The following is a 15,897-nucleotide window of genomic DNA, read 5'->3' as shown; positions in this document are numbered from 1 at the left end:
CCCATATCCTTGGAACACGTCATAAATTTTGTTGAACATAACGTTCACAATCAAGGAGTCAACGATGAAGACCTATCTCGTTATTGGTGCAGGTCCCGGTATTGCCCTGTCTACCGCAAAGAAGTTTGCGAAAGAGGGTTACAAGATTGTCCTGTCGTCCCGATCGGATTCGAAGCTTCGTTCGGCAATTGAGAACCTCCGGAGCGCCGGTGCTGAAGTGAATTTTGAGACAGTCGACTCGGCGAACGCCGCTGCAGTGCAGCAACTGATCCAGAAGTACAGCAGCGAGTTGGCCGTAGTCCACTACAACTCCGGTGTGCTCCACTACGATGGCGAAGGTCAAGTTCTGACAAGCCCGCTCTCGAGCCAGGATGTCTCGGCACTGACGAGCGAAATGAGCGTCAACCTCGTCAATGCGATGGTTGCAATCAAGACCGCGCAGGAAGCACTCACCCCGCACGGCGGCACGATTTTGCTGACAGGCGGTGGCCTCGGCATTGAGCCCAGCGCAGATTTCATCAACATCAGCATTGCCAAGGCCGGCCTGCGCGCCGCCGCCAAAGCACTCTTTGAACCTCTGCGCGACGTCAATATCCACATGGCAACGGTGACTGTTTGCACCTTCGTTTCGCCGGACACCGACAAATCGCAAGAGATTGGCGACGCGTTCTGGGCACTGCACGCTCAGGAATCGCCCGCGACCTGGGATTGGGAAAAGATCGTCAACTGATAGATCCCGGTCCACTCGCGCCCCGTCACGGGGCGCCCCGAACAAACGCGCTCAAAAAAGTGCGTTCGATGGCCTCGTTCTCGCCGTGGTAATTCGATACCACCCTGTGAGATCTCCCAGCCTTACATCGCCCGAGAAAACGGACATCTTTTCGTTTTCCATCCGCATCGTGCGGAGTTGCGTTCTCGTGTCGCTGGGATCCGTATCAGACGCAGCCTGTGGAGTTAATTTGGAAGAAGTCGCAATTCGCACGCCTCGTACCGCACAGGAAGATTCCAGTCTGGGCAAAGTCCGGCTGTGGATCATGGCAATTGCAGCAGGTATTAGCGTCGCAAACATCTACTACAACCAGCCGCTGCTTGACCAGTTCCGCTCAACATTTTCCGTTACCCAAAGCGCCATCGGTTGGGTCCCCACACTGACGCAGCTCGGGTACGCGCTTGGCATGTTGTTTCTGGTGCCGCTCGGCGATAAGTTATATCGAAAACGACTCGTCGTTACTTTCGTTTCTATCGCCTCACTTGTGGGGTTCGCGATATCTCTCGCGCCGACTCTCCATTGGCTGGTCGCATTGAGTTTCGTGTTTGGTCTGTCGACTATGGCACCTCAACTGCTGGTCCCATTTGCAGCTCACCTGGCAGCGCCAGAAGAAAGAGGCCGAACCGTCGGCTTTATGGTGAGCGGAATTCTATTGGGGATACTTCTGGCCCGCACGGTCTCAGGTTTTGTCGGCGGAGCATTTGGCTGGCGCATTATGTTTGCGCTCGCCGGCGCGACTCAAGCGATAGCGGCCCTGGTTCTGCTTCGAACGCTGCCGCATGCAGACCCAACGTATAAGGGGTCGTACGTCAGCCTGCTTAGAACAGTCTGGAATCTCGTTCGTGAGCAGCCGGTGCTTAGAGAGGCCTGCCTTTTTGGCGCGATGCTGTTCGGATCTTTCATGGTCTTCTGGTCCAGCCTCATCCACTTGATGGAGAGTCCTGCGTTTCACCTTGGACCTCGGACTACTGGCCTGTATGGGTTGTTGGGCGCGGCCGCTGCCTTGATGAGCCCGTGGATCGGATCCCTGACAGACCGGGCAAACCCGCGAAAGATGGCCGGGCTCATGATCGTAATCGCAATCGATTCATATCTGATCTTCTACTTTGGGAGATCGAGCCTGATACTTGTCGGTGTCGGCGTACTTGTCATGGACCTTGGAGTACAACTGGGACACGTTACGAACCAGAGCCGTATATTTAGCCTGGTGCCGGGTGCACAGAGTCGGATCCAGACTGCCTACATGTTTTCGTACTTTTTGGGTGGTGCAATTGGATCAGCGTTTGGTTCATATGCCTGGAGCCACTGGGGCTGGGGCGGAGTCTGTTTTGCATCCGTCGCGATGCTAACGATAGCACTCGGTCGCTGGTTACTCCCCGCGCCACGCTAGTCAACTAGCGATCGGGCGGCGATTCGGTTCCAGGCAGGCGATCACCTGGGCATAGCGCCGAGGTACAACGCTATCTCCGTTGGATGTCCTTGCCTGCGCAAGGACATCGTCTAGTCGTTTATGGTGAGACACGCGATAAGGTCGTTGCTCATCGGCAGTGACGTTTCACTCCGGATCCCAGGCCATTCCAACCCGCTTTGCTGCACGGTGCCTGACTGCTTCTTGACCTCGACGACACGAGAACCTCTGTACTGGCATCGAAATACCTGCAAACAGTGCATTGCTCTTCTAGCAACGTGGCGAGGTTGGCCGTGCCAGTTCTCGCACTTACTCGCAAGTCCATTCGGGCAGGATTTTTACGATTCGCAGGGCGCCAGTTGACCGCTACGTGCGGATGAAAATCGGCAGTGTCCCTTCTGGCCGTAATAGGCGATATACAGATAGCAGATCGCTGGCACACAAAACGACCACTGGATTCCAATATGGTCCGCCAGAAATCCCTGAACGAGTGGCACGATGGCGCCGCCAACAATTGCCATGCAAAGGATGCCAGAGCCAGCTACCGTGTGCTTCCCGAGGCCGTCTATTGCCAAAGTGAAGATCGTTGGAAACATGATTGAGTTGAACAGTCCAATCAAGAGCAACGACCACATTGCAATCGTTCCAGACGTCAATATCGCCACGGTCAACAACGCTATGACCACGAGAGCGTTGAGCGCCAGGAGTAGTCCAGGCCGAACCTTGCTCATCAGGGCTGAGCCGATGAAGCGTCCGACCATTGCACCGCCCCAGTACAAAGACAGATACCGCGCCGCAGTGTCGGGTTGCAAACCAGCAACACCAGGCTGTCCCATGAAATTGACCAGGAAGCTGCCGATGCCAACTTCGGCGCCAACATACAGGAAGATCGCAACTGCACCAAGCACGAGATGACGATATGCCCAGGCGCTCTCTTTAGCACCGTGCGAGCTACGGCTATCTGGCTGATCTATTGGACGAGATGCATCCTCAATTCTTGGCAATTTGAATAGTGCGATTGCTACCGCGAGTGCATAAAACACCACAGCGAGTCCGACATACGGTGCCTTGACCGCCCCCGCTTGTGCGATGTTATAAGTAGCAAGTGCTGCAGGTGCCATCCTTTGCAACTCTTCACTCGTCTTTACCGCCCCGGATAAAATGAGTACAGAGCCAAAGAACGGCGCAAGTGTCGTACCGAGAGAATTGAATCCTTGAGTCAGATTGAGGCGACTCGATGCCAGCTCTGGCTTTCCAAGAACGGCGACATAGGGATTCGCGGCGACCTGCAACAACGCCATTCCTGATGCAAGCACGAACAGCGCACACAAGAAGAACGGATAGAGGCCACTTCCAGCAGCGGGAAAAAAGAGCAGGCAACCTGTGCCCGCAGTAACCAACCCGCAGACGATCCCGCTTTTGTAACCTAGCTTTCCGACCAGCAAACCGGCAGGAAAGGACATGATCAGATAGGCACCAAAGAAGCAAAATTGAATCAGCATCGCTTGCACGTAATTCAGCGTGAATACGGCGCGCAAATGAGGAATCAGGATGTCATTCAGTGATGTGATAAACCCCAACATGAAAAACAGTGAGGTCAAAACAGTGAGGGGAGTCGTGTAATTTCCTGCTACCGATGCACAGCTTCCGATAGCGCGTGCGTTTGTTGGAGTCGTAGCCACGACCTGTCTCCTTGATCTCAATCATTTTTATCGCTTGCCTGGACCAACAAAATCTCCCGCCTTGCAGCGGCGACCGAGGCACCTGTGGGGCTTCCGGATAGGCATCCGCTGATCAGGGGTTCCGATACCACGGTCAGACTTTCGAAGTCGGTGCTGAATCCACGTTTCCTTATCCGCGTGAATTCCTGTCTCCCAGGCTTATATCTATTCTTATGGCGCAGTTAATTTTTACGCGCGAAACTTCCCTCTGCGCGACGCAATGCGCGCAGAGAGACTGTTTCACATCGGTTCCTTGGCTTAAGCCTTGAAGCCCAGTTGGCTCTTCCCGAGTTCGGACAAATCGGATTCCGTTGCTCGCCCAACAAAATCGGTTTCAAAATTGTCTGCGGGAAAATCGGGGGGACTATCACCGCTGATGAAGGTCGGGAGCTGCTTCTTCAGATATTCGTCATTCTTCTCGCACCCAGGTGCAGCGGGAATGTACATCACATTGCTGTATCCCTTACCAAGATGCGCATCTTCGACTGCGTGAATGACATCTGCATGCCAGAAAACGGCATCGCCTGCCTGCATGAGCGGAATCGAGGACAGAGCTTCCTGCAGAGGAGCATGCCACTTGGAATCTATTGACAGCGCACGCCCAGGCTTGGCACCACACAGATCGTCGTCTGCAACGTCATCCTGGATTGCGCGCAGCAGAATGTAAGCCATCGCGTTAGCGATCGGAACAAGTTGCAACGTCCCATCTCCCGGACCCTGAGGAGTCAATGCAGTCCAGCCCTGGAACGTGCGGAACATCGAGCAAACGGTCGGAGAGCGAATTTCCCGTGCCTGCGGGCGGTAAGCGGCATCGAACGCGTCGTATTGGCGCCAGTCGCCGCTAAAAATGTGGCGGTAGACATTCCGGAAATTATCGTCCAGCCAGCGTTCTACCGACCCACCATCGCAATGAGCCGAAAGACCCAGCGACTCTGAACCGGGAGGACGACGACGCAGGCGATCAGCATAGACCGTCACACGTTCCGGATCAAAATGGGTTCGTCCTTCGCTTTCCCACTTCCAGAGCCTGTTCAAAAAGACGCGCGTAGAAGTTAGCTCGTGCGACTGTCGCGCCTCCACTTGAGGGCCCGACCAGTAAATACCGTAGATCGTCGGTTTGCTCGACGCAAGCGTGCCGAAGAACTTGTCTTCCGCGCGGTGAGCCAATTTTTCGTCCAGGTTATTGCGCTCGACGTATTCAGCAATCTCGTCGTTCCACGCACCAGCGCGTTCCGGGCTGAAGACACCACGGACGACACAAGCACCGCGCTCCTTGATTTGTGCAATCGCTTCTTTGCTGATCCGCTGCGACGCAATATCCGAGTACTGGATTTCCGGAATTACCGATTCGCCTCGTCGACGCTGCTCGATGATAACTGCGGCCTTGCGTTTGATTTCCGCCTCGACTTCCTGGAACACTTCCTTGTAGTTGGGCAGCGCCTCTCGCAGTTGGCGCTTTACCGAACGGATTGCCTCTGGGAGGTCTTCATTTGCGATTTGCAGGGATTCCATAGCTTGTCTCCAAGGAAATTATCTAGTTCCGAGAGAGTAGACCCAAGCGGCGGAAAAAAGAGATGGTATACAGACAACTTCTTCGCTTTTTCAGCCACATCGTCCGCTTTGCTGCCATGTGAGAGGCTCGACTATGCAGAAGTCGTTGGCGCAGTTGATGAAGGCGCCTGGGCCGCAAGTCAGGGAAACTTAGAGACAGCACGAACCATAGGCATCGGACGAAGACACACGCGCAAACTAAACGCGTCGGCTCTGCTTTCCGGTGGCTTTCTTGCTGGGCGTAGCCTTCGCGGCCTTAGCCTGTAGGGATGGCGACCGCTCAGTGAGCGGTACAGTTGCAATAGCTGAATCCCGGCGCGCGCCCGTGAACTGTTGGCGATATGCAGCCGGAGTAAGGTCTTTCGCCGCCTTGAACTGCCGGTTAAAGTTGGCGATGTTCGTGAAGCCAGAGCGCGTAGCAACCAGAGCGATCGGAGTTGTCGTTTCTGTCAACATACGACATGCGTGACCGATCCGGATCCGAGTGATGTAGCGCCCCACCGTCTCGCCCAGATGCTGCGCAAAGTGCCTTGTCAACGATCTCTCCGAAACCCCAGCGGCTTTTGCCAGGGCATCAAGACGCAGAGGTTTGGCAAACTGCGTCTCAATCAACGCCAGCACGCGGTTGATCCGTTCGGGCTCATAGCCTGATGGCGTACTGGCTTTCACATCAAAGGCACTAGGTGTCGCCAAAGGCTCGCCCGGCAAAGTCGAGAGCCAGTGAAGGATATCCAGAACTGCTTTCAGTCTCTCCTTAGGGTCATTCGATAGTAGCTGGGGAAGACGTTCGCGCATCTGCGCCCCCGCGCCCTCCTGGAAAGCCAAACCGCACGACGCACGGCGCAGGAGTTCTCTCAGACCGTTGTATTCGGGACATAGATCTGCGAAATTGCGAACCCAGCCACCGTCAAACCATATGACGATCGCGACCTGCCCCTCTGAAGCGTCTATCGAGTGATTGGATGACCAGGTATGCGGCAGGTTCGGAGGCACCAACACGAGATCATCAGCACCGTAGACTGTCACGGAGTCGCCGATATATCGCTTCCCCTGACTATTCATCGTCAAGGTAAGTTCGTACTCCGGGTGGTGATGCCATTCGAAGGGGATGCGCGGAAGACGGCGATGGTACACCCTCACCGAGCAGCTCTCGCCAAAGTCGACATGTTCGTATGCGGCTTTCATGACCAATTTTGCATATGTGATGACTTGATAGTATCACTGCTCAATTGCACCTCGATACCTTCACACCTTTGGCCAAGAGCCAGCCAAATGTGCTCCCGGCGAGAAACGCGTGACATGCCAATCGACAAGTTCGAACCGGTCAGAATCTGGATGACAGCGTATTGGATCGGGCACCGCAGCTTGTTATGTTGAATCCACGTGACCGGCACAACTCCCCTCAAAGGCGACCATTGAACGTACTCGACTCCGGCATCGGCTCTCGGACAATCTCGATTCAGCGACGAACCCCGTCGTCTTGAGATGGATCGGTGCCATGCTTGCCTAGACGAAGTGTTCCTGACTTTCTCACAACGCGCGAAGGTGCGGATGAGGAAACCGTAGAATCTCGCGTCCACTTTGCCGTACTCTCGTACGACATCTTGTGCGAAGACGGAAGCCAGAGACTGTGCAGATCGGTCGCTAACCACTTCTCGACTTCGAAGGCCTGCTCAATCACGGAAATCTGCCAGGTTCGCCGCGACAACTGAAGGTCGAGGGCAACTTCCTCGTCGAATTTCGATCGAGACGCCGGCACAAACTGCGAAACCATGTTTTGCCAATCAGTAAAGCCGTAGATTCTAGAGATGAGCTCGCACGCAAACGCAACGGAGACACCTTGGGCTATGGACGAGAGCGCCTCCGCCTTTTGCTCTGCGAACGCAATGGCCGGTGGCATAAATATTTCCTGTGCGCGACTTCGAACAAGTCGTCGCAGTCTCAGGTCTTCTTCATCAGTCAACACAGGAACAGTTACGTGTGACCAAAAACTTGCTGCGCTCGAGGAAAGGCCGCGTCCAGCAGGCGAAGGGGCCGATGTATCGACATCAGATTGCTCCTGTCGATCTTTAGCGTCATCTGAACCCACCCAAATCACAAGCTTCCATGCAGAAACGAGCGACTCGATTTCCTCTATTGGAGTCTCCGGCAACTCCGCTGAGAGCACCTTAATCTCTCGGTTCCGTTGATAGACCATTTTGTCTTCATCGGACAGATCGCGAGGGATAACAGGGATCGGAGCTATCGCGTCTCGAAATACATCCAAAGTGTTAGGCCCCGGACATTTCCGTCTTGTCTGGAGAGAGACGTTTTTTCGCCCTCTTTGCGCATCTCTTCATCTTATCGACCGATTTTGTCGCGATTAGATCAACCGGTTTTTCGAGATTCAATTTTTTCGTTCATTTCTATGAAAATATAGTCTTGCGATGATCTGATATGTTCAGGGTATCGTTTCACCTCACATTTTCCCAACGATCTCGTTAAAATGGAGCAATCCTTCTTCCTTGATGATCTCTTCCAAACCATCGAAGCAAACGATACGCGCTAGAATCGCCAAATTCTTGTCTCGCATCGCCGTCACATCGCCACTCATGATAAATATGGGAACAGAGGCGAAAATAAGATCTCGAACCATCCCTCGCGTCAATCTAACCACTGTTCCCTCTGAGACCACTGAACCGATTACGACATCCAGCATGTCCCTTCGCGAATCTTTCGAAACTAACAAACGTACGATCTCACAAGCCATCCCGTAAACAGCAAGTACCACGCAAAACCATATCTCGGGCATCTGTCGAACTTCCCAGTAGGTTGGCTGAGAAATCCATCCAAGCGCACCAGCTATGCGAACCCACTCACGACTGGGTGCATAAAGTCTTGCCTCAAGTTCGAAGAACGTACTCATTAGTGCGAGCGCGAGAATCCGCACGTCGTAATGGCTATAGTCAACAACGTCGCTAACCGATATTTTCTCGACTACTTCCTCCAGTGGCGATAGATCCAAATTTTTAAGACAGTGTCGCACTATTGCATCGCGAGCCCGGTATTCGTGAAAATCGATTTTCCATCTCAACTCTGACTCGCATTCGATATCTTTCGAATGCGAGCCAGACGCAACATACTTTACAAGTCCGACAACGACTGATACGTCATCGTCATTAAGATATCCAGCCACTCCACCGTAGGTGGAAATCAACGATATAAGCTCCTTATCTTGATCAACAAAAATTGAATAATTGGCAAGGTCCATACAGAGATCAATTACTCGACTATGCTTCACGCTTTCGAGCCAAGACGCCGTATTCCTGAAAAATATCAAAAGATCGTTCGCCACCGGCCGACGCCGCAGTAGGTCCCCATAAGATTTGGGTGCGCCTAATAGTTTGGTTGCACAGCTAGGGCATTTGTAATCTACGCATCGTAATGAATCGCGCCATTGGGGAAGTTCTGTCTGGCAGAAACTGCAAACACTCACGATCCGGGAGCCGTGAATTGGGCATTTCTGGACATGTTTTAGCTGGAACCAAAACGAATGAAATCCGCCCCTCAAACACGATGGACAGTATCTGAAATTCCTGTCAAATAAGTACGGCAATACTGGGCCGACCTCTTCGAGCACCCTTCCCTCATCTACTGGAGCTGATATGCCGAGCGTTTGAGATCCGCGAGAGATTGGATACTTATTACGCGCGATGAGCCGCGATAACCGTTTGGCGTTTCCCGGCCCCGCAAAGTATCTTCTACATTGCCCCTCGTCGAAGCCGTTCGAGAATGCCACACGCAACTGAACACTGATACTTGACTCACCTGGCAAGATTGGAAGCCAACTTCCGACTACCATGCCTTCCTGTTTATCCGTCGGAATATTTGACTTCGACCACTCTGTAGAAGAGTACATAGACACAGAATCCTAAACTGTGGAATTTTCACTCATCATCTTCCTCAGTGACATCAAAGGATGTCAGGAGCCCCGGTCTGCGCCGAAGGTGTGTCGCGCTTATGCTCCAGCGCGATGCGCATATTCGCTTCCTGCAGCGCTTCTTTCCATGCTTTGGTAGTTCCCTTGAAGTTCGGCGCATCCTCGCCAGTCTGGAAACTGAAGAAGTCCTGAATCGCAAAAAACACCTGACGCGCCGGATATCCCAACCGTGCACTATCACTCACCATGTCTTGCATCGCCTTGAAAAAACGCTTTGCCTCTGATTTCAGCCGATATCCCCCTTCGAACGCTTTCGGCAAAAAGAACGCGGTAAATGGGACTCCGTCCTTATCCGTCTGCTTATCAATCCCATCGAGAAGATGCGCAATGTCTTCGACAGTGCTGAAACTTCTCAACGGGATTTCTCGATTCACGAATCGACTGACGAGGTCGAAACCTCCAGCCCGTTTCAGCGCAGCAACTGCGTCGCTCAATCCGGGATTTTGGCCAAAGAAGAATGTCACGAGCTGAACCTGTTCCTCCTCAAGCTCGTTCGCGAGATCTTTGAGAAATCGCATCTCGAGCAGCCGCATCTGCTGCGCCTCGTCCACAAATAGATAAACGGCATTGTCATTTGCCATAACGGCTCTATCCACAAAGCCGTTAATGACCCGAATGCGCAATGCTGGCGTTTCGCCGCGCAACTCCTTGATCCCGAGTGCCTTGAGTAGCTGAACATGAAATCCACGCACAGTAGGCGCCTGGTGATTCATGTAATTCACCCGGACAAGCGCGATATTCTTGCCAAACTTCCGACGCAATCGTTTTGTCGAGGCTATGATTGCGCTCGTCTTTCCATCTCCCGACGCGGCTGGCACCCAAATTCCAGATCGTCGGCGTATCACTGCGTTGTTGATGGCTGCATACAGTTCATCAATTGGCTTGGTCCAGATCCGCACGCCGCAAGCGGGGTTGTTAATCGGGTGCTGCTGGAATCGTTTGATTTGCTCAAGCTCCTCCTCGCTCGCGACTTCGCCATGTTCGTCATCATCGAACTCTTCCGCAACCTCGGTCTCGGCGAATTCTTCGACTGATCCGCCGTATTCCAACATTTCATCAGATTCTTCGGTGGCAATACTGTTCTTCATGATTTTCTCTGTGCAAATTGCTTACGATGCATCAAAGCCGCGTGATCATACGATTTCATCAAACTGCGGATGATCTAACACCGCTTCTTCCGACTATCTCAGCGGGTCGAGTCAGGCGGCGACTTGTGGTGAAGACTGCGGATAACATCTAGTATCACGATCGTCTTCCCATCGCCAGACACGGCTCTATCCCATATTGTCGGAACGACATTGATGGAAGAGGTCGACTTCTCCTCATTGGTCTTTGATTTTTCATTCGTTGTACTATGTTTCATGATTGAATATACGAATTTTTTCTGCCTTAGATTGGCGATCTCGACAAATATCTAACGAGATCGCCGTGTTCTATGCGCTTATTTTGGTGACGTCAACGGAGCCCGAACCGATTCTTCTTGCGACGAACTGGAGGAGCCTCGGTCGTTTCCTTGTTCCGCTGTATCGAGATTACCTTCGCACGCGGTCGCTCAGTCTCAAATGATTCTTTTTTCGTCGACGGATCTTGCTGTATTGGAGCCGGGACTGTAGTCGCAGCCTCTTCTCCAATCATCTGCCGCCGTTGCTCAGCCTTTGCTGCATCAAGAGCGATGTCAGCATTTCGCTTGTCGTGAGACTTCGTCTCAGACTTTGAGCGAGAAGAGCGATTCTGGCGTTTTCTACGCGCTTTTCCTGCCACGCTGTTTTCGGCGATTGCAGAGAACTCCGGCATCTCTTCCAGCGAAAGATTCTCTATATCGCCCCTGTCAATACTTGCTTCAGCCTGCTTCCGTTCGAATATGGAATGCTGTCTATCTCGATACCGTCCCACCACGTGAAGCTCACCGATGTACTCATTCGTCTCTGCACATATCGCAATGGCCTCGTTCGCATTTCTCCGATTGATGAACAAGAGCATAGTTTTCCCAATCCATTTATCGGTCTTCTGCAACTCCTCGTTTGTGTATGTCGTTCCCCATTTCTCGAGATACGGCACTGCTCGGTGCCTGTCGCCAGCACGAACTATCGCTCGCTCCACTGCCGCAAATCGCACCCATTCCGGATAGTTGATTCGCGGAAGCGGCATGGGAAACACACCGGATCCTTTCTTCTCCAGAAGCCTCTCTGTTTCTCTTACGGGATTCGATCCAAAGAGCCCAGCCTTGTTGAGTACGTTGCCGTGACGGACAGCGTTCGTCAGCACCCGGATGACATCGTTCAATCGAATATGATTAACTTCTGCCTCCTCGTTGGGATTCCCCCTTCGACTGTCGGTCGGGTCAGCACCATAAGTTGACGCGAGTCTCGCCGGCCCCCGGCGGGTAATGCTGCCAAATTCGCGCTCGATCTCGATCCGGTCGAACGGCTGCGCTACGCGTCCGAGATTGATGGCGCATCCCCAGACGCGTTGAATCGCTCGAAGCACTTCCTGCGCAATGTTCGCCCAGCCATTGTCGAGCTGGATTATGGATATTCCATGTCCCTTGAGGTCAGGAAAGAATCCGTTAAGGATGACCTTCCCATCTTTCCCGCTTGCGGCATCGAGGAGCAACCCACCCTGATTCAACCCAAGTGCAGCCGACTCCAGTACGTCCAGCGCATCCTCAGCAGAAGGATTTGGGGATAGACACACCTGGAAGCCAAGGATTGCCTTCAGAGTGGGACAGTAAAGCATCCCCCAGTACCATCGTCTTACCGCGACGGATAGAAACGTTCCATCCGCAAGCTCAATCTCGAAGACAGACGCAGCGTCCACTTTTGCGTAGTCAAGCTGCAATAGAGAAAGCGCTCGAACAGCCGGCAAAGATGGCGGCTCAATGGGATTGATTCGACGGCGCTTTGCGACCGCCTCGCCATGGCGCGCCATATCGGTTTCCCGAGTATTGCTCTCAACGACTCCCCTAAAATATGCATAGAACGCAGAGCGACCAAGGGTCTGTACGCGAAACGGCCATTCGGCCTGCGATACACCGGCGCTTTTGGCAAGCTGAAGAACTTCCTTCCAAAGCGTACGATATGGGACACGTGCCTCTGGCAGGCTACTGTTCAATTTTCCCGTCAAGCGGGCATGAACATGCTCCGCGATTGTGGTGTGTTCTTCAAAGAACTGAATACAGCAACCCGAGTACCCCCTGTCAACGTTTTCCTTTCCGAGGCGAGGCTTACCACCACCTGTCGACGGTTCTTTGCGTTCATATGACTTTGTCCGCTGATATGGGATGAGCGCGAACATCCCAACAACGCCAATGCCACTCGGGCGCTGGCATGTTTTGACAAAGCGTATGACCTCTTGCTTGCCGATGCCAGTCGCCTTACGGATTCCGTCGTACGGAACGTCATTCGCGTACATCTCCACTGCTAGCGCACGTCGTTTGTAGACCCTATAGCTTTCTTCGTTGCCCTCAAACGCCGCCTCTGGCACTTGCACCCAGCTAGACGGATGCCCGTTCTCCGGTCTGAGAAGCCGTCGAGCACTCATGAATGCCCTTCCTCCCTTTAGTCCATTGCTCCAATTCGCTTAAGCCCATCTCCTCAATTCAAGAACAGGGCCTCGGCCTTCATCACTGAAATCGCCGATCGACAGGCTCGGCGCACAGACCCCGTGCAACTGACTCACGCTCTTCCGGAATTGATAACAAAATTGGTTGTTATCAATTAGCACTGCGTAATTTTAGAGTCGAGCGAAAGAAGCTTTGTCTCGAGGTTCGTTCGAACCGCCCCTCTCATCAAAGCGTATCCGAGGCTGGACAACATTCTCGCGGAATCGACACCCTTGTATCCCAGCAGGTATTCCAGTTCCGTTGTCCTTCCGTCAGCTACGGCACTACGCAGCACATCCCCTTCGAAGCTGCAATCAAACGCTTCAGGATCAGCACAGTTCATCCGCGCCGAAAGAAGAGCCCAGTTGTCGAACAGCGTTTTGTTTACCGCCGTACCCAGAAACACTTCGTGCGTTGCTCTCGCCGTGATCGCCGCGTCGCTAAGTGCACCAATCCGCAACGAAACCTCCCGCGCCTGCGTGCGTTTGCTCAGCGTCGTTATGTACTTACGACCGCCGCCGACCAGGTCGACAACAAAGTCTGGAGAGGTAGACAGCGCCTTACCCTGCGAGCTGGTGTACGTAACCGTTGGTCCTTCGTTGCTGAAGCTCGCCACATCAAGATCTCCCGTGAGTAGAACGGCGACGACAAATCGTAAGTTGCCAACTAACCCCATGGTCTTCTTCGTCTTCGGCGACGTGTAGATCCACCGATTCATGCCTCGATGGGCAGGATTGTTGAAAAGCTGCGGATTCGTGATGTTCACGAGGCCGCTTGCTAGACCGAGCTTATCCGCCTTCATCTACCTTTCACCCCCTTCGGCCCAAGCTTAGAACTTGGTACGATATGACAATGCAGATTTGACACTGGAACTACAAACACACGTTTACAATTGTATGATCCATTTGATAACATGCCGCTCTAAATGTCATTAAAACCGCCACATATGGCAACAAACGAGACGAATGATAGTCGACCTTCTTCTGACTTGCAAGAGGCAGATGAGGGAGACGTGCGTCTGAACTACACCGATTCCGCTTCGCGAACACTCAAACGGCTGCTTGGGCAGCGCGGCGCAACGTACGCCGACCTCGCAGTGAAGCTGTCCGAAATTGGCATCAACGAAACAGAGATGTCTATCTCTCAAAAGGTGCGGCGCGGCACATTCCAGTTCGCGTTCTTCCTTCAGTGCCTCGAAGCGCTCGGAGTCGACAAACTGTCACTCGGACGGCCAGGGGCACCCGACCCAGACGCTGGCCATATCAGCACGCGGTAAATTGATCCAGAGTCCCAACGGTTTGGAAGCAACGGCGGGAGTTGCGAGAAAGCAACATTGGTTGTAGCGAGACACCTATCAAAACTGCCACATCGTGGCGGCACTTCAGGATATTCGTAAATTGCGAATATCTCATTTCCAGAAATTGGTGACGCACGGTCCGCTCCGGTTATTCGGCGGCGGACTTTCCCAATTCTGATTCTCGCGCTAGAGTTCGCTGCAATTCATTCAGCGACCATCGATAATAGTGCTTACGAACGTCTACAACGGCATCCCAATTCGCCCACTGGGCGAGGTTGCCGCTCCTGCGCACCTCCTCGGCTCTGACGGTACGAATCGGGCTCCGATTGAACTTCTGGAAATTGATGTCCATTCCGACATCGAGGCAGCCCACGCATTTTTTGCTCAATACGAACATTCTCCCGGCACCTTGCGGCTCTATCTGCGCGCCGTTGAAGGGTTGTTTCTCTGGACGTGGGCTGAGTGCGGAAAGCCATTGTCTTCACTCGACCGGCGCGATTTCGAATCCTTCGTGGAGTTTCTCGCCTCCCCGCAGCCCGAGCACATCTGGTGCGGCCCCAAATCTCGTCGCAATACGTCGGATTGGCGCCCATTCGAAGGGGCAATGCAAGATGTGACGATGCGCGCAACGATCGCCGCACTCAATTCGTTCATGCAATTCTTGGTCGCCAAAGGCTATTTGCAGACCAACCCGGTCGAGGCTGTCAAATGGAAACGCCGACGACAACAGGCAGACCTCTCGAAGGCAGGCCGCACACCAGAATCAGAAACGCCCGTCACGCGTGTTCTGGACGCCGATATGTGGAAAGCGATAGTAACCAGCGTCGAGTCGATGCCACGCGCAACTGAACGGGAGATTGACTCCTACGAGCGCCTGCGATTCCTTTGTGCGTTCTTGTATCTTCTCGCGCCGAGTGCAGGCGAACTCGAATCGCACCGAATGAGCAGTTTTCAGGAAGAACGGGGGCGCTGGTGGTGGCATGTGTCTGGCCGTGACGGAAAGACGAGCCGTGTGCCGCTCCCGCAAGATATGCTTGCCGCCCTGACGCGTTACCGTCGCCATCTTGGACTTCCCGACGCGCCCGATGCTGCCGAAGCAACACCTCTCCTCGTCTCAGTAAGGAACGGGGCGTCAATATCTGCACGCCAACTTCACAACATTTTGAAAAATAGTTTTAACGCAGCTGCAGACATTTTGCCGGATAGTCTTTCTCACAAAGCGGCCCGGCTGCGGCAAGCATCAACGCATTGGGGGCGCCACACCAGTGTCGCGGCGAAACTCGAAGCAGGTGTGAGCGCGAGAACTGCTCAACAAGACGCTAGACACGCAAAAAAAGAATCGACGGCAAGGTATGTGCACGACGACGACACGCGTCGGTACGAAGAGGCACAAAAGCATCGACTTCCGTGGCAGGTTTGACGTCATCGTGAACTCGCGAACCACGCTGCAAGTTCGCTGCGCGGCGCCTACTGCGAGACGGACGTCTTGCACCATATTCGTCTTCGAGAGGTCGCTCCCGCTATCGGTGGTGCCAACTACAGCGTAACCTCACGCCTCACTCTATCTAAAT

At 53.4% G+C, this 15,897-nt stretch carries 12 protein-coding genes; 4 read left to right on the top strand and 8 right to left on the bottom strand.

Annotated elements, in window-relative coordinates; genetic code table 11:
* The first annotated feature begins 64 nt into the window (after positions 1-64).
* Both F3J17_RS04190 and F3J17_RS04185 read left to right on the top strand, forming a co-directional pair.
* Entirely contained in the window at positions 65-730 is a 666-nt protein-coding gene (locus tag F3J17_RS04190; RefSeq protein ID WP_167054030.1) for an SDR family NAD(P)-dependent oxidoreductase, read from the top strand.
* Between the two features lie 229 nt (positions 731-959).
* Entirely contained in the window at positions 960-2,159 is a 1,200-nt protein-coding gene (locus F3J17_RS04185) for an MFS transporter (RefSeq protein WP_167054028.1), read from the top strand.
* A 356-nt stretch (positions 2,160-2,515) separates the two neighbouring features.
* Here the strand turns inward: F3J17_RS04185 and fucP are convergent, their stop codons facing one another.
* The 8 genes from fucP to F3J17_RS04145 form a co-directional block, all read right to left on the bottom strand.
* Complete coding sequence (fucP, locus tag F3J17_RS04180; RefSeq protein ID WP_345891127.1) at positions 2,516-3,859, bottom strand: L-fucose:H+ symporter permease; 1,344 nt, start codon at positions 3,857-3,859, stop codon at positions 2,516-2,518.
* A gap of 297 nt (positions 3,860-4,156) precedes the next feature.
* Positions 4,157-5,410, bottom strand: coding sequence for a DUF1479 domain-containing protein (locus F3J17_RS04175; RefSeq protein WP_205194606.1), 1,254 nt, complete (start codon positions 5,408-5,410; stop codon positions 4,157-4,159).
* A 237-nt stretch (positions 5,411-5,647) separates the two neighbouring features.
* Entirely contained in the window at positions 5,648-6,634 is a 987-nt protein-coding gene (locus F3J17_RS04170) for a helix-turn-helix domain-containing protein (protein ID WP_167054026.1), read from the bottom strand.
* A 274-nt stretch (positions 6,635-6,908) separates the two neighbouring features.
* Positions 6,909-7,646, bottom strand: a complete 738-nt coding sequence (locus tag F3J17_RS04165) for a hypothetical protein (RefSeq protein ID WP_167054024.1) — start codon at positions 7,644-7,646, stop codon at positions 6,909-6,911.
* A 261-nt stretch (positions 7,647-7,907) separates the two neighbouring features.
* Positions 7,908-8,699 carry a hypothetical protein gene (locus F3J17_RS36140; protein WP_240160749.1) on the bottom strand — a complete coding sequence of 264 codons (792 nt, stop codon included), beginning with the start codon at positions 8,697-8,699 and terminating at the stop codon, positions 7,908-7,910.
* 701 nt (positions 8,700-9,400) lie between these two features.
* Positions 9,401-10,516, bottom strand: coding sequence for an ATP-binding protein (locus tag F3J17_RS04155; RefSeq protein ID WP_167054020.1), 1,116 nt, complete (start codon positions 10,514-10,516; stop codon positions 9,401-9,403).
* A gap of 367 nt (positions 10,517-10,883) precedes the next feature.
* On the bottom strand, positions 10,884-12,968 hold the full coding sequence (locus F3J17_RS04150) for a hypothetical protein (RefSeq protein ID WP_167054018.1): 2,085 nt from the start codon (positions 12,966-12,968) through the stop codon (positions 10,884-10,886).
* Positions 12,969-13,144: 176 nt separating this feature from the next.
* The gene (locus F3J17_RS04145) at positions 13,145-13,795 is read right to left on the bottom strand and encodes a hypothetical protein (protein WP_205194605.1); all 651 of its coding nucleotides are present in this window, start codon (positions 13,793-13,795) and stop codon (positions 13,145-13,147) included.
* Between the two features lie 246 nt (positions 13,796-14,041).
* On the opposite strand from F3J17_RS04145, the gene F3J17_RS04140 reads away from it, so the two are divergent.
* Positions 14,042-14,305, top strand: coding sequence for a DUF6471 domain-containing protein (locus F3J17_RS04140; RefSeq protein WP_167054014.1), 264 nt, complete (start codon positions 14,042-14,044; stop codon positions 14,303-14,305).
* Positions 14,306-14,552: 247 nt separating this feature from the next.
* Complete coding sequence (locus F3J17_RS36540) at positions 14,553-15,746, top strand: tyrosine-type recombinase/integrase (protein WP_167054012.1); 1,194 nt, start codon at positions 14,553-14,555, stop codon at positions 15,744-15,746.
* Positions 15,747-15,897: the final 151 nt, after the last annotated feature.

The sequence above is a fragment of the Burkholderia sp. Ax-1719 genome (genome assembly GCF_011753055.1).
Lineage (GTDB): Bacteria > Pseudomonadota > Gammaproteobacteria > Burkholderiales > Burkholderiaceae > Paraburkholderia.
Note: the sequence above shows the minus strand (reverse complement) of the source record. Positions and strands in the feature narration are given on the sequence as shown.